This window comes from Pseudomonas tremae (genome assembly GCF_001401155.1).
GTDB classification, from domain to species: Bacteria; Pseudomonadota; Gammaproteobacteria; order Pseudomonadales; family Pseudomonadaceae; genus Aquipseudomonas; species Aquipseudomonas tremae.
Map to the genome: position 1 here is coordinate 88,748 of NZ_LJRO01000384.1, position 21,688 is coordinate 110,435.

General features: G+C 58.9%; 17 protein-coding genes. 9 read left to right on the top strand and 8 right to left on the bottom strand.

From position 1 onward, the window contains the following. Positions 1-22 precede the first annotated feature (22 nt). The 8 genes from ALO43_RS21705 to edd all read right to left on the bottom strand — a co-directional run bounded on the left by ALO43_RS21705 (position 23) and on the right by edd (position 9,533). Positions 23-1,183, bottom strand: coding sequence for an ABC transporter ATP-binding protein (locus ALO43_RS21705; RefSeq protein WP_054998037.1), 1,161 nt, complete (start codon positions 1,181-1,183; stop codon positions 23-25). A gap of 2 nt (positions 1,184-1,185) precedes the next feature. Beyond that, positions 1,186-2,031 (bottom strand): carbohydrate ABC transporter permease, encoded by an 846-nt coding sequence (locus ALO43_RS21710; RefSeq protein WP_005891416.1) that lies wholly within the window; start codon positions 2,029-2,031, stop codon positions 1,186-1,188. After that, positions 2,024-2,932 (bottom strand): carbohydrate ABC transporter permease, encoded by a 909-nt coding sequence (locus ALO43_RS21715; RefSeq protein ID WP_005891414.1) that lies wholly within the window; start codon positions 2,930-2,932, stop codon positions 2,024-2,026. The genes ALO43_RS21710 and ALO43_RS21715 overlap by 8 nt, the downstream gene beginning before the upstream one ends. A 99-nt stretch (positions 2,933-3,031) precedes the next feature. Next, positions 3,032-4,318, bottom strand: coding sequence for an ABC transporter substrate-binding protein (locus ALO43_RS21720; RefSeq protein ID WP_024671320.1), 1,287 nt, complete (start codon positions 4,316-4,318; stop codon positions 3,032-3,034). A 170-nt stretch (positions 4,319-4,488) separates the two neighbouring features. Beyond that, positions 4,489-5,895, bottom strand: coding sequence for an ATP-binding protein (locus ALO43_RS21725; RefSeq protein WP_024671321.1), 1,407 nt, complete (start codon positions 5,893-5,895; stop codon positions 4,489-4,491). 61 nt (positions 5,896-5,956) lie between these two features. Next, a complete protein-coding gene (locus tag ALO43_RS21730) occupies positions 5,957-6,694 on the bottom strand; it encodes a response regulator (RefSeq protein WP_005891408.1) in 738 nt (245 codons plus the stop codon). Positions 6,695-6,744: 50 nt separating this feature from the next. Next, positions 6,745-7,710 (bottom strand): glucokinase, encoded by a 966-nt coding sequence (locus ALO43_RS21735; RefSeq protein ID WP_005891407.1) that lies wholly within the window; start codon positions 7,708-7,710, stop codon positions 6,745-6,747. Beyond that, a complete protein-coding gene (gene edd / locus ALO43_RS21740) occupies positions 7,707-9,533 on the bottom strand; it encodes a phosphogluconate dehydratase (RefSeq protein WP_005891406.1) in 1,827 nt (608 codons plus the stop codon). The genes ALO43_RS21735 and edd overlap by 4 nt, the downstream gene beginning before the upstream one ends. A 219-nt stretch (positions 9,534-9,752) precedes the next feature. Here edd and gap point away from each other — a divergent pair, with 219 nt between their 5' ends. From gap to gcvP, 9 genes are all read left to right on the top strand, one after another. After that, entirely contained in the window at positions 9,753-10,754 is a 1,002-nt protein-coding gene (gene gap, locus ALO43_RS21745; RefSeq protein WP_005891405.1) for a type I glyceraldehyde-3-phosphate dehydrogenase, read from the top strand. A gap of 233 nt (positions 10,755-10,987) precedes the next feature. Further along, positions 10,988-11,446 carry a YbaN family protein gene (locus tag ALO43_RS21750; protein WP_024691770.1) on the top strand — a complete coding sequence of 153 codons (459 nt, stop codon included), beginning with the start codon at positions 10,988-10,990 and terminating at the stop codon, positions 11,444-11,446. A 104-nt stretch (positions 11,447-11,550) separates the two neighbouring features. Then, a complete protein-coding gene (locus ALO43_RS21755) occupies positions 11,551-11,907 on the top strand; it encodes a DUF5064 family protein (RefSeq protein WP_005891403.1) in 357 nt (118 codons plus the stop codon). A 243-nt stretch (positions 11,908-12,150) separates the two neighbouring features. Beyond that, on the top strand, positions 12,151-13,659 hold the full coding sequence (locus ALO43_RS21760) for a sigma-54-dependent transcriptional regulator (protein WP_005891402.1): 1,509 nt from the start codon (positions 12,151-12,153) through the stop codon (positions 13,657-13,659). A gap of 175 nt (positions 13,660-13,834) precedes the next feature. Next, the gene (locus ALO43_RS21765) at positions 13,835-15,565 is read left to right on the top strand and encodes a PAS domain-containing sensor histidine kinase (RefSeq protein WP_005891401.1); all 1,731 of its coding nucleotides are present in this window, start codon (positions 13,835-13,837) and stop codon (positions 15,563-15,565) included. After that, on the top strand, positions 15,550-15,936 hold the full coding sequence (locus tag ALO43_RS21770) for a response regulator (protein ID WP_005891398.1): 387 nt from the start codon (positions 15,550-15,552) through the stop codon (positions 15,934-15,936). Before ALO43_RS21765 ends, ALO43_RS21770 begins: the two co-directional genes overlap by 16 nt. 9 nt (positions 15,937-15,945) lie before the next feature. Then, positions 15,946-18,063, top strand: coding sequence for a putative bifunctional diguanylate cyclase/phosphodiesterase (locus ALO43_RS21775; RefSeq protein ID WP_024691771.1), 2,118 nt, complete (start codon positions 15,946-15,948; stop codon positions 18,061-18,063). A 308-nt stretch (positions 18,064-18,371) separates the two neighbouring features. After that, positions 18,372-18,755, top strand: a complete 384-nt coding sequence (gcvH, locus tag ALO43_RS21780; protein WP_024671326.1) for a glycine cleavage system protein GcvH — start codon at positions 18,372-18,374, stop codon at positions 18,753-18,755. A gap of 10 nt (positions 18,756-18,765) precedes the next feature. Further along, positions 18,766-21,630 (top strand): aminomethyl-transferring glycine dehydrogenase, encoded by a 2,865-nt coding sequence (gene gcvP, locus ALO43_RS21785; protein WP_054998038.1) that lies wholly within the window; start codon positions 18,766-18,768, stop codon positions 21,628-21,630. Positions 21,631-21,688: the final 58 nt, after the last annotated feature.

Consider the following 21,688-nt stretch of genomic DNA (forward strand, 5'->3'; position numbering starts at 1 on the left):
TACCCGGTATTGAATCAATCTATCACTTGCGGTTCAACTGCGAGACGTTGCTCACCCGCTCGGCAGACGGTTGCTTTCCAAGAACCCCAAGACGCTCACCGCTCTGGGCGTCGAAAATCAGGACCTTGGAAGGATCGAATTGCAGCGTCAGGCTCTCGCCCACCTGGGGTGCGACATCCGGAGCAAGACGGCAGCAGACCTTGCTCTGGTTGAGCATCACGAAAACCAGTGTATCCGGGCCAGTAGGCTCGGTGACCTGCACTTCAGCACGAATGGTTGGCAGCCCACTTGACTCGTCGGACGCCAGCATAATCTGTTCTGGCCGAATGCCAAGAATGATTTCACGCTCTTCCAGCCCGGCATCGGAAACACCGACCGGCAATTCGCAACGCGCCTGACCACTGTCGAGCATTGCAAGCAATTGGCCATCCTTGCGCTGCAGGCGCAGCGGGATGAAGTTCATCGGCGGCGAACCGATAAAGCTGGCCACAAACAGGTTGGCCGGGTCGTTGTAGATCTGCTTGGGCGTACCGAACTGCTGAACGATACCGTCCTTCATGACCGCCACTTTGTCGCCCAGCGTCATGGCTTCGATCTGGTCGTGGGTGACATAGACCGTGGTGGTTTTCAGGCGCTGGTGCATCAGTTTCATTTCAGTACGCATCTCGACCCGCAGCTTGGCGTCGAGGTTGGACAGCGGCTCATCGAACAGGTAGATCTTCGGCCGACGCGCCAGCGCACGCCCCATCGCGACGCGCTGCTGCTGACCACCGGACATCTGCCCCGGTTTGCGATTGAGCAGGTGCTCGATCTGCAACAACTTGGAGACGCGGGCGACCTCCTCGTCGATGGAGGCCTGCGGCATCTTGCGAATCTTCAGCCCAAAGGCAATGTTTTCGCGGACCGTCATGGTCGGGTACAGCGCGTAGGACTGGAAGACCATCGCGATGTCACGGTCTTTCGGGCTGGTGCCGCTGACGTCTTCGCCATCGATCAGAATCGCACCACCGCTGATGCTTTCAAGCCCGGCGATGCAGTTCATCAGCGTGGACTTACCACAGCCGGACGGTCCGACCAGAATCAGAAACTCACCGTCCTTTATCGACAGTTCGATGTTCTTCAGCGTGTCCGGCAAGTTGCTGCCGTAGGTCTTGTTGACGTTGCGTAATTCGAGAGTCGCCATGATTACCCCTTGACCGCGCCGGCCGTGAGCCCACGCAGGAAATACTTGCCAGCCAGTACGTAGACCAGCAGTGTCGGCAGACCGGCGATCATCGCCGCCGCCATGTCAACGTTGTATTCCTTGGCGCCTGTACTGGTGTTGACCAGGTTGTTCAGCGCCACAGTGATCGGCTGGGAATCGCCGCTGGAAAACACAACGCCGAACAGGAAATCGTTCCATATCTGGGTGAACTGCCAGATCAGGCAGACCATCACGATGGGTGTCGACATCGGCAGAATGATGCGCCCGAAGATGGTGAAGAAACCCGCGCCATCAAGGCGTGCAGCCCGCACGAGCGCTTCCGGAATACTGACGTAATAGTTGCGAAAAAACAGCGTGGTGAACGCCAGCCCGTACACGACGTGGACGAACACCAGCCCTGCCGTGGTGTTGGCCAGGCCCATCTTGCCCAGCGTGAAGGACGCCGGCAGCAGGACGGTCTGGAAGGGCAGGAAGCAACCGAACAGCAGAAGCCCGAAAAACAGCTGCGAGCCCTTGAAGCGCCACATCGACAGGACATAGCCGTTGAGCGCACCGACTGCCGTGGAGATCAGTACCGCCGGGACCGTGATCTTGATCGAGTTCCAGAAGTAGCCGTCGACGAGGTCCCAGGCCTTGATCCAGCCAATGGCGGTGACCACGCTCGGCAGGCTCAGCAGGTTGCCGGTGCCGATGTCTTCGGGCGTCTTGAAGCTGGTGAACAACATCACCACCAGCGGTACCAGATAAATCAGGCAGGCCAGCGTCAGCACAGCGTAGATAAGAACGCGACTGAAGCTGATGCCCGGTTTGCCAACATGACTAGTCATGGCGTTTGGTCCTCAGCTCGGAATACAGGTACGGCACCAGAATCGCCAGGATGGCGCCGAGCATCAGAATCGCACTGGCAGAGCCCATGCCCATCTGACCGCGACTGAAGGTGAACGAATACATGAACATTGCCGGCAGGTCCGAGGAGTAACCAGGGCCGCCTGCAGTCATCGCGGCCACCAGGTCGAAGCTCTTGATGGCGATGTGCGCCAGAATCATGACCGCGCTGAAGAACACAGGACGCAGACTGGGCAAAACCACCCGCCAGTAGATCATCGGCAGGCTGGCGCCATCCATTTGCGCCGCACGAATGATGGACTGATCGACGCCGCGCAGGCCCGCCAGAAACAATGCCATGACGAAGCCGGAAGATTGCCACACGGCGGCAATGACCAGGCAGTACACAACGCGATCCGGGTCGACCAGCCAGTCGAGACGAAAACCTTCCCAGCCCCAGTCGCGGAGCATCTTGTCCAGACCAAGGCCCGGGTTGAGCAGCCACTTCCAGGCCGTACCGGTGACGATCATCGAGAGCGCCATCGGGTACAGATAAATAGTGCGAATCACGCCTTCGCGTCGGATGCGCTGGTCCAGCAGGACAGCCAGCAGCACCCCGATCACCAGGCTGATTGCGATGAACATTCCGCCGAACACTGCAAGGTTCTTGCTCGCGACCCACCAGCGGTCGTTGTCCATGAGGCGCGCATATTGCGCCAGACCGACCCATTTATAGGACGGCAGAAACGTCGAGTTAGTGAACGAAAGCGCAAATGTCCAGAGGATGTAGCCATAAAAGCCGACCAACACGATGAACATGCTGGGTGCCAGCACCAGTTTGGGTAGCCAGCGTTGCAGCGCATCCATTGGCGAGGCTTTGCTGTGCGCAGCGACAGAGCTCATCGGGAGTATCCCTTATGTCGAATTCAGGCCGCAGCCATGAGTGAAATCCACAAAGGATTTCAGCACCATGAACTGCGGATACAGGCTGAACGGTAAGTATTACTGCGCCGACTTGACCGCTGTCGCCAGTTTCTTGGCTGTTGCCGCCGGATCAGCTGACGGGTCGTTGATGTAGTTGGTGATCACATCAAAGAACGCGCCCTGCACTGCCAGCGTAGTCGCCATGTTGTGCGCCATGCTTGGTTGCAGACCGCCGGTCTTCGAGTCAGCCAGGAAGTCCTTGGCAGCAGTTTGCGCACATGAGTCAAAACCGTACTTGTTCATGTCGGCAAGCATGTCTTCACGAACCGGGATCGACCCCTTGTTTATGCTGAAGACTTTCTGGAAGTCCTCACCCATCGCAACCTTGGCCAGATCCTGCTGAGCAGCAGTCGTGCCCTTGTCTTTCTGTTTGAAGACGGCCAGCGAGTCAATGTTGTAAGTGAACGCCTTGTCGGTGCCAGGGAAGGCTACGCACTGGTAATCCTTGCCAGCGACCTTCTTGGCAGCTGTCCATTCGCTCTTGGCCCAATCGCCCATGATCTGCATGCCGGCCTTGCCGTTGATGACCTTGGCAGCTTCGAGGTTCCAGTCCTGACCCTTGCCGTCGGCATCCATATAGGTCGCGACTTTCTTGAGTTCGGTCAGCGACTTGACCATGCCTTCGCCGGTCAGCGCATCCTTGTCCAGATCGACCAGGGCTTTCTTGTAGCCATCAGCCCCCATGACCGAGAGCACCACAGCTTCGAACACGGTGCTGTCCTGCCAAGGCTGACCACCATGTGCCAGTGGAATGAAACCGGCTTTTTTCAGCTTGTCGCCCGCAGCGTAGAACTCTTCCAGAGTGGTGGGCGCCTTGTCGATACCTGCTTTCTTGAAGACTTCAGGGTTGATCCACAGCCAGTTGACGCGGTGAATGTTCACCGGGACAGCGACGTAATCACCTTCGTACTTCACGGTATCGGAGACTTTCTTGTCCAGCAGGGAGTCCCACTTTTCGGTCTTGGCGACGTCTTTCAGCGCGTCAGTATCCAGCAGACCGGTAGAGGCCCATTCCTGAATATCAGGACCTTTGATCTGCGCGACGCCTGGCGGGTTGCCAGAAACGGCGCGGCTTTTGAGTACGGTCATGGCCGTGGCACCACCACCACCGGCAATAGCACCGTCTTTCCAGACGAAGCCATCTTTTTCAACTTGTGCCTTCAAGACATCAACCGCAGCTTTTTCCCCACCCGACGTCCACCAGTGCACGACTTCAACAGTGCCTTTGGATTCAGCGGCAGTGGCGCTCAGAGGGAACAACGAAGCGAGAGAGATGACAACAGCGAGACGTGACATGGAATTCATCGAATTGACCTTTCTTGTTGTTATGCATGAGCAAGTCTGGTGCTTGCGCTTCGTGGGAGTCTAACCAAGACAGACGCTGCGACAGTAACGAAGGGATGCGCAAATGTCACAGCATTGTTACATTCGACGACACCTCGCCCGCAATGGGCCAAAAGCCACTGAGCTACGGGTCAATCTGCGGTCCTCGGCAGGTACAACGTCACTCGCAGCCCGCCGTCACGCAGGTTCTGCAGACTGACTTCGCCGCCGTGACTGTGAGCGATGTTGCGGGCGATCCCCAGACCCAGGCCGTAGCCCTGCTGCTGACTGCCTGCAAGACGAAAATGCGGCTCGAAGACATGTTCCAGACGCTGCTCCGGCACCCCTGGACCTTCATCATCCACGTGCAGAATGAATGCCTGTGCGCTGTCCTCGACCTTCAGATGCGCCCGGTGCCCGTATTTGAGGGCGTTATCGATCAGATTGCCGATGCAGCGCTTGAGGGCCAGCGGTTTGCCGGAATAGGCCGCCAGCGCCTCGCCATGCTGTGTGACACGCCCGTCACCTTCAGGATACAGCCAGGGCTCGACCAGGCATTCGATCAGTGCATTCAGGTCCACGGGCTCGATGTTCTCGTGGATGTCGGTGTCCTTGACGCACTGCAGCGCGCCCTTGACGAGCAATTCCAGCTCATCCAGGTCGCGGCTGAACTTGCGTTGCAAAGGTTCGTCTTCCAGCAGCTCGACGCGCAGCCGCAAGCGGGTAATGGGTGTGCGCAGGTCATGGGAGATAGCACTGAACAGCTGCCCCCGCTCGGTCAGGTAGCGGCTGATACGGGTGCGCATGGCGTTGAAGGCACGACTCACCTCGACCACTTCACTCCCTCCGCCCTCGACCACCGGCTCGACATCCGCACCCAGCGACATGTCTCGTGCAGCGCTCGCAAGGCGCTTGAGCGGCCGGCTTTGCCAATGCACCAGCAAACCGATGAACAACAACAGAAATGCGCTGGTCAGGACAATGAAAGACACTTGCTGCAGCGGCAGTTCCTGCTCTTCCAGCGAGGTATAGGGTTCGGGCAGCAGAGAGGCGATGTAGAACCACTCTCCGGGGGCCATTTCGATCTGCGTGACCAGCACCGGCGGGTTTACCGGCTCAAGTGTCAGCGCGTAATGCGCCCAGGAGCGCGGTAGCTCATCGAGCTTCAGGCCGCTGTTGAAAATTCGCAGTTCGTCCGGACGGGCAAACCACACGGTAATATCCGGGCCGTTGCCAAGGCGCTGGCGCAGTACGTCACCCACCACATCCAGCACCGCCTGCTTGCGGGGTGTGGGCTGCATGATTTGCATGTCCAGCGGGTGATCGTTGAGCGAGACCACGAAGCGTGTGCCGCCCATGCTGCGCAGTTGATCCAGCACCATTGGCCGGTAAGCCAGCGGCAGCGAACGAAAATAACTGACGCTGGCAGCCATCGAATACGCCAGGCTACGGGCACTGGTGACCAGCCCTTCCATTTGCGTAGCGCGCAGCTGGGACAGCCAGATCACGCTGGACAGGGCCTGCGCCATGAACACCGCCAGCAACGTCAACAGCAACATGCGCCCCAGCAACGAGCGCGGTAGCGGCAAGCCGTTTTTTTTCGGGCCTGCAGCGGGCGGGTTAATAGCCGTTACCCGCTTGCGAGTTGACGTTCGCCGCCAGCAAATAACCACTGCCGCGAATGGTACGAATCAGGCGCGGCGACTTGCCGGTGTCACGCAGGCGCTGGCGCAGGCGGCTGACGGCCATGTCGACGATGCGTTCCAGCGGCATCAATTCCCGTCCGCGGGTGGCGTTGCCGATGGTGTCTCGGTCGAGAATCTGCTGGGGGTTATCGAGAAATAGCTTGAGCAGCGCAAAGTCGGCACCGGACAGAATCACTTCTTCGCCATCGTTGTGAAACAGTCGATGGCTGACCATGTCCAGCCGCCACTCATCGAACAGAATCACGTCGCCGCCTGGACGATCCTGTCCGAACTGGGCACGCCTCAGCAGCGCCTTGATCCGTGCCTGCAACTCGCGCGGGCTGAACGGCTTGCCAAGATAGTCGTCGGCCCCCAGCTCCAAGCCGATGACACGATCAGCCTCGTCAGAGCTGGCGGTCAGCATGATGATAGGGACGTGCGGCTGTCGCGGATGCTGACGAACCCATTTGCACAGGCTGAAGCCGTCTTCATCCGGCAACATGACGTCGAGGATCAGCAGATCGCTCGACGCCTCGTTAAACGCGCGGCGAAAATCAGCGCCGTCACCCACCGTGCGCACCTGAAAACCGGCGCGACTCAGGTAGGTGTCCAGCAACTCACGGATCTCCTGGTCATCGTCCACCAGCAGGATCGATTTACTGACTGAACTCACGTTGGAGCGTCCTTTTTGGGCTGTAGAACCTTGTTGTTATGCGATCTTACTCAGATCTGTGCCCCAAAAGCTTGTTGCAAGGCAACACCAGCGCCGGTCAGGCCAGGAAACTCGGCAGTGACCAGCCACACCGGCAGGCCTTTGAAGTAGTCGCTCATCACACCCTTTTCGGCCATGGCGCGTCTGAAACCGCTGTTGATGAAGAAGTCAGAGAAACGCGGCACCACACCGCCGACGATGTACACCCCGCCCAGGCTGCCCAGCGTCAGGACGTTGTTGCCCACCACCCTGCCGAGGAATACGCAAAACTGCTCCAGCACCGTTGCGGCAACCGGATCGCCCGCCAGCGCTGCCGACGTGATCGCAGCAGGCGACTTGAGCGCCGGCTCGATATCGTCCAGCGCGCAACTGACCTGGTACAACAACAGCAGCCCTGCGCCACTCAAAACAACTTCAGCACTGACGTGTTCATGCTCGGCCATCAAGCGCGCCCACAACAGGGCCTCACGCGCAGTACCAATAGGCAGATCGGCATGCCCACCCTCGCCCGGCAAGGCCATCCAGCGGCTGCCTTCCAGCTTGATCAATGTGCCAATGCCCAGCCCTGTGCCAGGCCCGACCACCACGCACGGACGATCCGGCTTACCCTGGCCGTGGCAGACAGTCAGATACTCGTCGTCCTTGAGCCGGGTCATGCCCAGCGCCATCGCAGTGAAATCGTTGATCAATAGCAGATGATCGACTTGCAGATCAGCGCAGAAGGTCTTGCGGTTCAGTCGCCAGTGGCTGTTGGTGAACTCGAAATCATCGCCATCGACCGGTCCGGCAACAGCCAGACACACATGGCCGATATCGCCACGCTGCAGCTCAAGATCCTGAAGATAAACCTCGATGGCTTTTTCCGGACCAGCATAGTCAATGGTCGGGAACACCCGGACAGAATGCAGCGTGTCGTCTTCCCAAATGGCAAAACGTGCATTGGTACCGCCTATATCACCGACCAGGGCCAACTTCACTTAAGCGTCTCCAGACTAGAGGTAAAGGCGCTGGCGCCCTGCTCTGCCGAGCTGAAGGCCATGCGCATGAACCCGAAAAGCTCGCGACCGCAGCCGACACTGTTATCGATCTGATTCACGGCTGGTTCTCGGGCGGCCAATTCTGACGCTTCGACCAGCACTTGTAACGTGCCTTTTACGCCATCGACGCGGATGACGTCGCCATCGCGCACGAGTGCCAACGGTCCGCCATCGAATGCTTCAGGGCAGACATGAATCGCTGCCGGAATCTTGCCCGAGGCGCCCGACATTCGTCCATCGGTCACCAGCGCGACCTTGAACCCCCGATCCTGCAGGACACCCAGAAACGGGGTCATCTTGTGCAGCTCGGGCATGCCATTGCAGCGCGGCCCCTGAAAACGCATTACGGCGACGAAATCGCACTCCAGCTCGCCAGCCTTGAACGCATCGGCCAGCTCTTTCTGGTCCTGAAACACTCTGGCAGGCGCTTCTACGATCTGATGCTCCGGAGCGACGGCGGAGACTTTCATAACCCCGCGACCGAGATTGCCTTCCATCACCCGCAGCCCGCCTTCCGGAGAAAACGGACGGGACACCGGGCGCAGAATGCTCTCGTCCAGACTTTCGAGCGGCCCTTCGCGCCAGACCAGCTTGCCGTCTTCCAGGAAAGGCTCGCGGGTATAACGGCTAAGACCATAACCGGCCACGGTGTTGACGTTTTCATGCAACAGGCCGGCGGCGAGCAGCTCACGGATCAGGAACGACATACCGCCGGCCGCCTGGAAGTGATTGATGTCGGCTTTGCCGTTGGGATAGACGTGGCTCAGGGTCGGCACCACTTCAGACAGATCGGCCATGTCCTGCCAGGTCAGTTGAATACCGGCGGCCTGCGCGATGGCCGGCATGTGCAGCGTGTGGTTGGTCGAGCCGCCAGTGGCGTGCAGTGCCACGATGGAGTTGACCAGCGAGCGCTCGTCGACGATTTCGCCGATCGGCATGAAGTCGCCGCTCTGCATGGTCATGCGTGTCACCTGGCGCGCGGCTTCGGCGGTCAGCGCATCGCGCAACGGCGTGTACGGGTTGACGAACGAAGCACCGGGAAGGTGCAGCCCCATGACTTCCATCAGCAACTGATTGGTGTTGGCCGTACCGTAGAACGTGCAGGTGCCGGGGCCGTGATAGGACTTCATTTCGGAGTCCAGCAGCTCTTCGCGGCTGGCCTTGCCTTCAGCATAACGCTGCCGCACGTCGGCTTTCTGTTTGTTGGAAATGCCCGAGACCATGGGCCCGCCTGGGACGAATACCGTTGGCAAATGACCAAAACGCAACGCGCCCATCATCAGGCCCGGGACGATCTTGTCGCAGATGCCCAGCATCAGCGCGGCGTCGAACATGTTGTGCGACAACGCAATGGCCGTAGACATCGCGATCACTTCGCGGCTGGCAATGGCCAGTTCCATGCCGGGCTCACCCTGGGTCACGCCATCACACATGGCAGGCACGCCACCGGCAAACTGGCCGACCGAACCAATGTCACGTAAAGCCTGTTTGATCTGGGCAGGAAAGTGTTCGTAGGGCTGATGCGCCGAGAGCATCTCGTTGTAGGAGGAGACGATGGCCACGTTGGCGGCGTTCATCAGACGCAGATTTTGCTTGTCTTCCGGGCCGCAGGCGGCGACCCCGTGTGCAAAGTTGGCACATTGGAGCTTACCGCGCATCGGGCCATCGCTCGCTGCGCCGCGAATCAATTGAAGGTAGCGCTGACGGGTATCGCGACTGCGAGCGATGAGCCGCTCGGTTACTTCAAGGATGCGGGGGTGCATGTGATGAACTCCAGGCTAACGTCTAAGGTCACCCGTAAAGACAGCTCCGGTTTTCGAGCAGCGATTGTCAGGAAGCAGAACCCTGATCTCGATCAACTGGGAGTGCCTTTCAGGCTTGTAGTTGTAGATAAAACAAAATATTGCCACTAAAAAGGCTTGTTTTCTATTTCTATGAGAATAATCTTGTAATTCCAACAACAAATTCAGAAGGACGGCTGTATGACTCTTCGTATCGCAATCAACGGTTTTGGCCGCATCGGCCGCAACGTCCTACGCGCACTGTATACCCAAGGCTACCGCCAGGACCTGCAGGTCGTCGCCATCAACGATCTTGGCGACAGCGAAATGAACGCACACCTGTTGCGTTTCGACACCGTACACGGCCCGTTCAGCGGCACGGTCGAGTGCGACAAGGACAGCTTGACCGTCAATGGCGACCGTATTTCGGTCAGTGCCATTCGCAATCCGGCCGAGCTGCCCTGGAAAGCTCAGGACATCGATGTGGTGTTCGAATGTACCGGGCTGTTCACCAGCCGTGACAAAGCTGCTGCACACCTGACCGCCGGCGCCCGCAAGGTGATTATCTCCGCCCCGGCCAGCGGTGCCGATGCCACCATCGTCTATGGTGTCAACCACGACACGCTGCGCCAGTCGCACCAGATCATCTCCAGCGCATCCTGCACCACCAACTGCCTGGCGCCGGTCGCGCAGGTGCTGCACCGCGAACTGGGGATCGAAAACGGCCTGATGACCACCATTCATGCCTACACCAACGACCAGAACCTGATCGACGTCTATCACACCGACCCGTACCGCGCCCGCTCGGCCACGCAGTCCATGATCCCGAGCAAGACCGGCGCTGCCGAAGCGGTAGGCCTGGTGCTGCCTGAACTGGCTGGCAAATTGACCGGCATGGCGGTGCGCGTTCCGGTGATCAACGTTTCGCTGGTCGACCTGACCGTGACCCTGAAACGCGAAACCACTGCCGATGAAGTCAACGCATTGATGAAAGAAGCCAGCCAGCATTCCAAAGTGTTGGGCTACAACACCCTGCCGCTGGTTTCGCATGACTTCAACCACAACCCTCTTTCGTCGATCTTCGACGCCAATCACACCAAAGTGAGCGGCAAGTTGCTCAAAGTGCTGTCGTGGTATGACAACGAATGGGCCTTCTCCAACCGCATGCTGGATAACTGCCTGGCTCTGCATAACGCGCAGTAACAAGCGCGTAAAGCTGACGCGGGGCGTCACGAAAGGTATTCCCGCGCTGGAGTGTGATGAACGATAAGTGTCTGGGCACGATGACCATCGTGCCCACGCTCCAGCTTGGGCACGCAGCTCTGGACGCTCTGCGTCCGCTCCCGAAAAGTGTGACGCAACGCCAACCGCCACTTGACCAACGTGCTTCTACAGAACGTTCATGCAAACGCATCGACTCCGAAACGGCCACAGGCATGAAAAAGCGCCCGGTGCTGTTAAGCTGGCCGGGCTTTCCGAACCTGCCTGTAGAGACCATGACGTACAAACCACCCGGCTCCCGACTTTCACGCCTTTTATATGGCATCCTCGCCTATACCGCTCTTGGCATAGGTATCGTTGCGATCTTCGTTCCTGGCCTGCCGACCACAGAGTTCATTCTGCTGGCGGCCTGGGCAGCCACACGCAGCTCGCCGCGACTGAACGCCTGGCTGGAAAACCATCGTGTGTTCGGGCCGATCCTGTACAACTGGCGTAATGGCCGACTGGTCGCCCGCAAGGCCAAGATCAGCGCCACCATCAGTATGCTGGTGTGCGCCGTGGTGATGTTGAGCCTGATCGGTCACGCCTGGTGGCTCTACCTGGCTCTGACCGGCATGGCGTTGGGTAACCTATGGATATGGTCCAGACCGGAACCCGCCAAAAAAGCAGATTGACGAGCAAGGCGCGGGCAGTCGCAAGACCGCCGCGCATCAGGCTGAACCGCGCAGACACAGCCAGTGTCTGAGTGAGCACACTCATCGTTTGATGGAGCACGTCCATGTACGAGCCAGGTCATCTACACCTCAGCCACGTCGCGCTTCAGCCTTCGGATATCAGCTATGACATCCACTTGCGCTATGAAGTAAACGAAGACCCGAAACAAGGCACCAGCATGCATTTCAGCATGCAGGGCCAGATCAATGGCAAGCCTTTCGAAGAGCAATTCCAGCTGACCCGCGACCTGGCGTTCAATTTCGCTCATGACGCGAGCCGCATCGCCATCAGGCACGGCCTGCCCAACTCTGCCTCTCTGCCCATCGCCCAGCACAAGGACTACGACCGGATGTTCGCGGACATCCGCGACAAGCTGAACGTCAAGTCAGGCGATCCGGTAAAGCCGGAGCATCTGGAATAAGCCAACGCTGGAGAATGCGGCCCGGAAAACACCCTCGTGCCCATGCTCCGCGTGGGCATGCCCTTCTGGACGCTATGCGTCCGTTCCTGAATGAGTAGCATCGCGTAAATACATGACGCATAGCGTCATTCGCGCTGGAGCGCCAGGAACGATAGACGTCCGCTAGAACATCAGCGGATTTCACCAAACCTGCCGCCACAAGGCATACTTGCCGCCCTCCCCTCTGCAAATCGTCATTGTCCCATGCGCATCCACGTCAGTTTCATCGACCGCGTCGGCATCACCCAGGAAGTACTGGCCATTCTGGGTGGGCGCAATCTGAACCTGGATGCAGTGGAAATGGTACCTCCGAATGTCTACATCGATGCGCCGACCCTCAGCCACCAGATGCTCGAAGAGCTCAAGGACGCGCTGTTTAGGGTGCGCGGCGTGGAAGCGATCACGGTAGTGGACATCCTCCCCGGGCAGCGCCGACACCTGCAACTGGACGCGCTGCTCGCGGCGATGACCGACCCGGTGCTGGCGCTCGACAGCGCCGGGCATGTACTGCTGGCCAATCCCGCGCTTATTGCCCTTATTGGTCGGGAACCTGCGGGCGAACCCATCGCCGAGCTGTTTGCCGACCCTGGCCTGCAAACGGCCTTGCTGGAAAACGGCTTTCGTCTGCCATTGCGCGAGATCACGCTCAACGGCGAAGCGCTGCTTCTGGACGCCACACCAATCACCGAAGCAGGCGCGCTGATTACCCTGTATCTGCCCAGTCGCATCGGCGAACGCCTGTCGGCGTTGCACCATGATCACGCCGAAGGTTTCGACGCGTTGCTGGGCGACTCGACGGCTATACGGACCCTTAAAGCCAGGGCACAACGGGTGGCAGCGCTGGACGCACCGTTGCTGATTCAGGGCGAGACCGGCACTGGCAAAGAGCTGGTTGCCCGCGCCTGCCACGCCAGCAGCGCCCGCCACGGCGAACCGTTTCTGGCGCTGAACTGTGCGGCGTTGCCGGAAAACCTCGCAGAAAGCGAATTGTTCGGCTATGCCCCCGGCGCCTTTACCGGGGCGCAGCGCGGCGGCAAGCCGGGGCTGATGGAACTGGCTAACCAAGGCACAGTGTTTCTCGATGAGATCGGCGAAATGTCGCCTTATCTGCAGGCCAAACTGCTGCGCTTTCTCAACGATGGCAGCTTTCGGCGCGTCGGCGGGGATCGAGAGGTGAGGGTCAATGTGCGCATCCTCAGCGCCACCCACCGCGATCTGGAGAAAATGGTCAGCGAAGGCACCTTTCGTGAAGACCTGTTCTACCGTCTCAATGTCCTCAACCTCGAGGTCCCGCCGCTACGCGAACGCGGCCAGGACATTTTGTTGCTGGCCCGCTACTTCATGGAGCAGGCCTGCGCCCAGATTCAGCGTTCGATGTGCCGCCTGGCGCACAGCACCTACCCTGCCCTGCTGGGCAACCGCTGGCCAGGCAATGTGCGTCAACTGCAGAACGTCATCTTTCGTGCTGCCGCGATCTGTGAACACACTCAAGTGGATATAGGCGACCTGGACATCGCAGGCACCGCCGTGGCTCGCCAGAACGACAGCCCGATCGACAGCCTAGAAAACGCTGTCGAAACATTTGAAAAGGATCTGCTGGAAAAACTCTACGCCGACTACCCTTCGACCCGCCAACTGGCAGCCCGCCTGCACACCTCACACACGGCCATCGCTCACCGGCTTCGAAAGTATGGAATATCCGGCAAGTCATAGTCGATTGATGCTCGACGGAAAAAATACTTCCGAATAGATTCATTTAATTATCAAATCTGCCGATAGCGTTCTGGTATGGTCCATAAACCTCTTATCATCCATTTGAATGGATGTCCGTAGATGTTCTTGCGGCCGTTTTGGAAAACGGGGGTCATGTAGTTACGGGAAAGAACTAATGGAAAACCCGCCGCTCGACTACTCAACCGCCGAGCCTCAGTCTCGTGCCGAAAAGATCGTGGAGTCTCGCCGGCAGAAAACACTCATCAAGACGAGTGCCCTCCAGGACGCCATTTTCAACAGCGCCTATTTTTCCAGTATCGCGACCGATGAACACGGGGTCATTCAGATATTCAATGTCGGCGCCGAACGCATGCTCGGTTATCACTCGGAAGATGTGGTCGACAAGATCACCCCGGCCGACATCTCCGACCCTGCCGAGCTGATCATTCGCGCAGCTGCGCTTAGTCATGAACTGAACACCCCTATCACACCGGGCTTTGAAGCGCTGGTGTTCAAGGCTTCGCGCGGCATTGAAGACATCTATGAGCTGACTTACATCCGCAAGGACGGCAGCCGTCTGTCGGCCATGGTGTCGGTGACATCGTTGCGCGACAGTGCAGAAACCATCATTGGCTACCTGCTGATCGGCACCGACAACACTGCACGCAAACAGGAAGAAGAAACCCAGGCGTTGCTGGATCAGCGGTTACGCGACCAGCAGTTCTACACCCGCTCGTTGATCGAATCGAACATCGATGCACTGATGATGACCGACCCGCAGGGCATCATTTCCGACGTCAACAAGCAGATGATGGCGCTGACCGGGCGAACCCGGGATGAACTGATCGGCGCGCCCTGCAAGAACTTTTTCACTGACCCGGCAAGCGCCGACGCTGCGATCAAGCGCGTGCTCAGCGAACACAAGGTCAGTGATTACGAACTCACCGTACGCGCCTACGATGGCACCGAAACTGTCGTGTCTTACAACGCGGCGACCTTTCACGACCGTGACCGCAAGCTCAAGGGCGTGTTCGCCGCCGCCCGCGATGTGACCGAGCGCAAGCGTTTCGAGCGCACGCTGGAAGAAAAAAATATCGAGCTGGAGCACGCCAGCCATATGAAGTCCGAGTTCCTGGCCACCATGTCCCATGAGTTGCGCACGCCGCTGAACGCTGTCATCGGCTTTTCAGAGGCACTCAAGGACGGCATGGTCGGCGACATGACCGACGATCAGCGACGTTACATTGGTGACATCTTCAACAGTGGCCAGCACCTGCTGTCACTTATCAACGACATTCTCGACTTGTCCAAGGTCGAAGCCGGCATGATGACGCTGGAGCTGGAGCCCGTCGATCTGGACGAATTGCTGAGCAACAGCCTGCTGATCGTTCGCGAACAGGCCGCGCTGCAACGCATTCAATTGAAGCTCGAGACCGACGCAGACTTCGGACTGCTCGAGCTGGACCGGCGCAAGACCAAGCAGATCGTTTACAACCTGCTGGCCAACGCCGTGAAGTTCAGCCAGCCCGGCGGCTGGGTGATCCTTGCGGTGCGTCAGGTGCCACGCTCGCAGGCAGGTGTTCTGGAAGGTGACTGGCCAACATACGGCTTCGAGCTGCCGAGCAGTGACAACGAGCATTTTCTGGAATTGAGTGTCAGCGACACTGGAATCGGCATCGCCCAAAGCGATATGAACAAGCTGTTCAAGGCTTTCAGCCAGATTGACAGCGGCCTGGCGCGCAAATTCGAGGGGACCGGGCTTGGCCTGGCGATGGTCAAACAACTGACCGAACTGCACGGCGGCTGCGTCGCGGTCGCCAGCGTCAAGGATCTCGGTACGCGTTTTGTGGTCTGGCTGCCGATTCGCCCTCCTGCCAGCGAGGAAGCTCAATGGCCCAGATCCTGATTATCGAGGACAACGCTGCCAACATGCGCCTGGCCGAATTGCTGCTCAACAGCGCTGGTCATGGCGTGATGTGCGCGACGGACGCAGAAACAGGCCTCAAGCTGGCCCGCGAGCGTCAGCCGGACCTTATTCTGATGGACATCCAGTTGCCTGAAATGGATGGCCTGAGCGCGACTTTTCTGCTCAAGCAAGATGTTGCAACTGCGGCAATCCCGGTTATTGCCCTGACCGCGATGGCCATGAAGGAAGACGAAGAAAAAATCCGGCGGGCTGGCTGTAATGCCTACATCATCAAGCCCCTGCGTTATCAGGAGCTTTACCGGGTCATCGACGCCTTGCTTGAAAATCCACCCTCACGGCCAATCACCTGAGCACTCGTCATGACCCTACCCGCAGCAACCATCCTGATAGTCGATGATGACGTTCACGTCCGTGACCTGCTTGAGGTTCTGCTGCGCAATCAGCACTACGAGACGCTGACGGCGGAGTCAGGTGAGCAGGCGCTGGCCATGATCGACGAGCGAGCGCCCGACCTGATCCTGCTCGACATCATGATGCCAGGCATGGATGGCTACGAGGTCGCCAGCCAGCTCAAGGCCAGGAAAGGCACGGCCAACATCCCGATCATCATGCTCTCGGCGCTCGATGAGCAAAGTGCTCGTCTGTCAGGCCTGGAAGCAGGTGCCGAGGAGTACCTGAATAAACCGGTGGAAAGCGCCGAACTGTGGCTGCGCGTGCGTAACCTGCTGCGCCTCAAGGCGTTTGGCGACTACCTAAAAAGCCACAGCCTGATCCTTGAAGATCAATTGCAGCAGCGCACCATCGACCTGGAGCGCTTCCGTACAGTGATGGACGCGTCTGACGATGCTATTTTCCTGATCAATCGCAACACCATGAGCCTGATCGAATTCAATCGCAGGGCATGCCAGCTGTTGGGCTACTCCGCTGAAGAACTGTCGCACAAGACCCCTGCCGAGCTGGGCGAAACGTCCATGGAAAACCTGGAAGAGGTGTACGACCAGATCATTGCCGGCAAAGGCCCCAGCGAACCGCTCGAAACGCAGATCCGTGACAAAAGCGGGCGGGATGTCGAGGTGGAGATCCACCGCCAGGCCTATCGCACCGGTGAAGACTGGGTCATTGTCGGCATAGTGCGCGACATCACCCGGCGCAAGGAAAGCGATCAACGCCTGCTGACCATGGCCCATTACGACACGCTGACCGGGCTGCCGAATCGGGATCTGTTTTTCACCAGCCTGCAGATGGGTCTTACTCAGGCCGCCATCAGTCGCTGGAAGCTTGCGGCACTGACAGTCAATCTGGACGGTTTCAAGACCATCAACGAAACCTGGGGCCACGTTCTGGGCGATCAGGTGTTGCTGGAAGTCAGCCATCGTCTATCGGATTGTTTGAATGCCAGCGATACCCTGGGACGCGTCGACGGCGACGAATTTGCCCTCATTCTGATGATCCGTGATGGCCAGACCGATACCCGACAGACACTTGAACGCATCCGCAAGGCCTTGCGCGTGCCCATCAAGGTCGAAGACCAGAGCATAGTCATGACCGCCAGCATCGGTATCGCCCTTTATCCGGAGGATGGCGAAGACGCCCGTGAACTGATCCGCCACGCCTACACGGCAATGAACAGCGCGAAAAAATTCGGCGTCGACAGCTATCGGTTCTACACCGCCCAAATGAACGCCGAAGTGTCGGCACGCCTGGACCTCGAAGCCGCGCTGCGGGATGCCGTGGAAAAAGAGGCATTCGAGATTGTCTATCAGCCCAAGCTCAACCTGGCTGATGGTCGTATCTGCGGACTGGAAGCATTGCTGCGCTGGCCGCGTCACGGGCTACCCGGCGTTTCACCTGCCGTATTCATTCCTGTGCTGGAAAACCTCGGCCTGATCGCTGAAGTCGGTAACTGGGTGCTCGACCGCGTCTGCGCACAGATTGCCCAGTGGCATCGCTCTGGGCTGGGGCTGTTTCAAGTGGCGGTCAACGTGTCTGGTCAGCAGATATCCAACAGCAGCCTGGTCGCCGACATACGCCTGGCGCTGACAAGGCACCAGGTCGAGCCGCAATGGCTGGAGGTAGAGCTGACGGAAAGCTCGCTGATGGAAAACACCTCACATACCATCGCCACACTGGAAACGCTCAGGGCCAGCGGCGTAAGTATTTCCATTGATGACTTCGGTACCGGCTATTCAAGTCTGGCTTATCTGCGCCGCTTCCCCATCGACAAGCTTAAAATCGATATCGCCTTCATTCGCGAAGTCACCAGCAACCCACAAGACGCAGCGATTGCAAAAGCGATCATCGAACTGGCGCACAGCCTGGCATTGAAAGTCATTGCCGAAGGGGTTGAAACGCCGGAGCAGCTGACGTTCCTGCGCGAAAACCGCTGCGACCAGATTCAGGGCTACCTGATTAGCAAGCCACTGCCACTTGCAGAGCTCGAAGCATTTTTGAGCAGGTCGGAAACACAGTTCGGCTAACGGCATCGTCAATCGTCAATCGTCAGGTGACGTGCTGGCCGGCCACATTCGCCGCCGGAACGAAACCGTTACGTCGTAATGATTTCATTCCAACACCCTGAGCTCCCCTCGTTTCAAGGCATTGATCGTGCAAGCATTTCCAGAGCGAACCAGCTGTAGCGATTTCGCTACAGCTCAGACTGCTCAGGCTTCCGGCTTTATACGCAAGCTCATGATTCAAAAAGAAAAAATAAATATGGCCGCGAAATTGCTAGCGTTAACTCATATTGCTCGCGTTCTGCGCGGGCCCTGTTCTTCGAGGAGTTTGTATGAGCGAGTTGCGATTCACCGTTGACCATGAATGGCTGCGTGCCGAAGCAGACGGCAGTATCACGGTAGGGATCACGCCCTATGCGCAGGAATCACTGGGCGACGTGGTTTTTGTGCAGCTCCCGGATTTGCAGACCTACACTCAACACGCCGAAGTATCGGTGGTGGAATCGGTGAAAGCCGCCAGCAGCATCAACATGCCACTGGACGGTGAAGTCGTCGAGGTCAATTCCGCGCTTGATGCTACGCCCGAGCTGGTCAATGAAGATGCTCTCGGTGCAGGCTGGTTCTTTCGCTTCATTGCGCAAGATGCCAACGCCATTCATGGCCTGCTGGATCAAGACGCTTACGACCGCCTGATCAAAGCCAACGCCGAAGCCTGAGGAGCGAGCCATGACTGACCGTATTCAACTGAGCACTGCCAACGAATTCATCGCCCGTCACATCGGCCCACGCGCCGAAGACGAGCAAGCCATGCTGCAGACGCTGGGTTTTGACTCCATCGAAGCCTTGAGCGACAGCGTGATCCCGGAAAGCATTAAGGGCACCAGCGTTCTGAACCTGCCAGCCGGGCAAAGCGAAGCTGACGCGCTGGCCTCGATCAAAGCCATTGCCGGCAAGAATCAGCTGTTCAAGACCTACATCGGCCAGGGTTACTACAACACTCACACCCCTGCGCCTATTCTGCGCAACCTGCTGGAAAACCCGGCCTGGTACACCGCTTACACGCCATACCAGCCAGAAATTTCCCAGGGTCGCCTGGAGTCCCTGCTCAATTTCCAGACGCTGATCAGCGACCTCACCGGCCTGCCGATTGCCAACGCATCGCTGCTCGACGAAGCCACCGCCGCCGCCGAAGCAATGACCTTCTGCAAACGCCTGAGCAAGAACAAGGGCAGCCAGCAGTTCTTCGCTTCCAGCCACTGCCACCCGCAAACCCTCGATGTATTGCGCACCCGTGCCGAGCCGCTGGGGATTACCGTCGTGGTCGCGGATGAAACCGAGCTAGGCGATGTCAGCGATTACTTCGGCGCGCTGCTGCAGTACCCGGCCAGCAATGGCGACATTTTCGATTATCGCGAACTGGTCGAGCGCTTCCACGCTGCCCACGCGCTGGTGACTGTCGCCGCTGACCTGCTGGCCCTGACCTTGCTGACCCCGCCGGGCGAATTCGGTGCCGATGTCGCCATCGGCAGCGCCCAGCGCTTTGGTGTGCCACTGGGTTTTGGAGGACCGCATGCGGCCTATTTCTCGACACGCGATGCGTTCAAACGCGACATGCCGGGCCGCCTGGTCGGCGTGTCGGTAGACCGTCATGGCAAACAGGCTTTGCGCCTGGCCATGCAGACTCGCGAGCAACATATTCGTCGTGAGAAAGCCACCAGTAACATCTGCACCGCGCAAGTGCTGCTGGCCAACATCGCCAGCATGTACGCCGTCTATCATGGCCCGCGCGGCCTGACACAAATTGCCAACCGGGTTCATCAGTTCACTGTGATCCTGGCTAAGGGCTTGAGCCAGCTGGGCTTCAAAGCCGAACAGGCGTTCTTCTTCGACAGCCTGACCCTGAACACCGGCAACAAAACCGCTACCCTGCACGCTGCCGCCCGCGCCCGACACATCAACCTGCGCGAGATCGACGACCAGCACCTGGGCCTTTCGCTTGATGAAACTACCTCGCAATCGGCTGTCGAAGCGCTGTGGGAGATCTTCGCCAGCGATGGCCAGACACTGCCTGACTTCTCTGTATTGGCTGAAAGCGGCCTGTCGCGCCTGCCCGCAGCCCTGCTGCGCAAGTCGGCAATCCTCAGCCACCCGGTGTTCAACCGCTATCACTCCGAAACCGAGCTGATGCGCTACTTGCGCAAGCTGGCGGACAAGGACCTGGCGCTGGACCGCACCATGATCCCGCTGGGCTCATGCACAATGAAGCTGAACGCTGCAAGCGAAATGATTCCGGTGACCTGGGCCGAGTTCGGCAACCTGCACCCGTTCGCACCTGCCGAGCAAAGCGCCGGTTATCAACAACTGACCGATGAGCTGGAAGCCATGCTCTGCGCAGCCACCGGCTATGATGCCATTTCGCTGCAACCCAATGCCGGTTCGCAGGGTGAATATGCCGGCCTGCTGGCCATTCGCGCTTACCACCAGAGCCGTGGCGATGAACATCGCGACATCTGCCTGATCCCGTCGTCGGCCCACGGCACCAACCCGGCGACCGCCAACATGGCCGGCATGCGCGTGGTGGTAACCGCCTGCGACGCACGCGGCAACGTCGATATCGAAGACCTGCGCGCCAAGGCCATTCAGCACAGCGAACAGCTTGCGGCCATGATGATCACTTACCCGTCCACCCACGGCGTATTCGAAGAGGGCATTCGCGAAATCTGCGGCATCGTTCACGACAACGGCGGCCAGGTCTACATCGACGGCGCCAACATGAACGCGATGGTTGGCCTGTGTGCGCCGGGCAAGTTCGGTGGCGATGTGTCGCACCTCAACCTGCACAAAACCTTTTGCATCCCCCACGGCGGCGGCGGCCCGGGCGTAGGCCCGATCGGCGTGAAATCGCACTTGGCACCGTTCATGCCCGGCCATGCACGCATGGAGCGCAAGGAAGGCGCGGTATGCGCGGCACCGTTCGGCAGTGCTAGCATTCTGCCGATCACCTGGATGTACATCCGCATGATGGGCGGCGAAGGCCTCAAGCGTGCCTCGCAGCTGGCGATCCTCAACGCCAACTACATCTCGCGTCGCCTGGAAGAACACTACCCGGTGCTGTACACCGGCACCAACGGCCTGGTTGCGCACGAATGCATCCTTGATCTGCGGCCGATCAAGGACAGCAGCGGCATCAGTGTCGATGACGTGGCCAAACGCCTGATCGACTTCGGTTTCCATGCTCCGACCATGTCGTTCCCGGTTGCCGGGACCTTGATGATCGAGCCGACCGAGAGCGAGTCCCGAGAAGAACTGGACCGTTTCTGCGACGCCATGATCAAGATCCGTGAAGAAATCCGCGCGGTCGAGAACGGCTCGCTGGACAAGGACGACAACCCGTTGAAAAACGCGCCACATACTGCCGCAGAAATCGTCGGTCAATGGAGCCATCCTTATAGCCGTGAACAGGCGGTGTACCCGGTCGACTCGCTGATCGAGAACAAGTACTGGCCTCCGGTCGGGCGTGTCGACAACGTGTTTGGCGACCGCAATCTGGTCTGCGCCTGCCCGTCCATCGAGAGTTATCAGGAAGCTTGATCGCCCCGCTGCCCGCTCGCACCCTTCCTGCCTGATTCATGGGCCTGAGAAGCGCAAG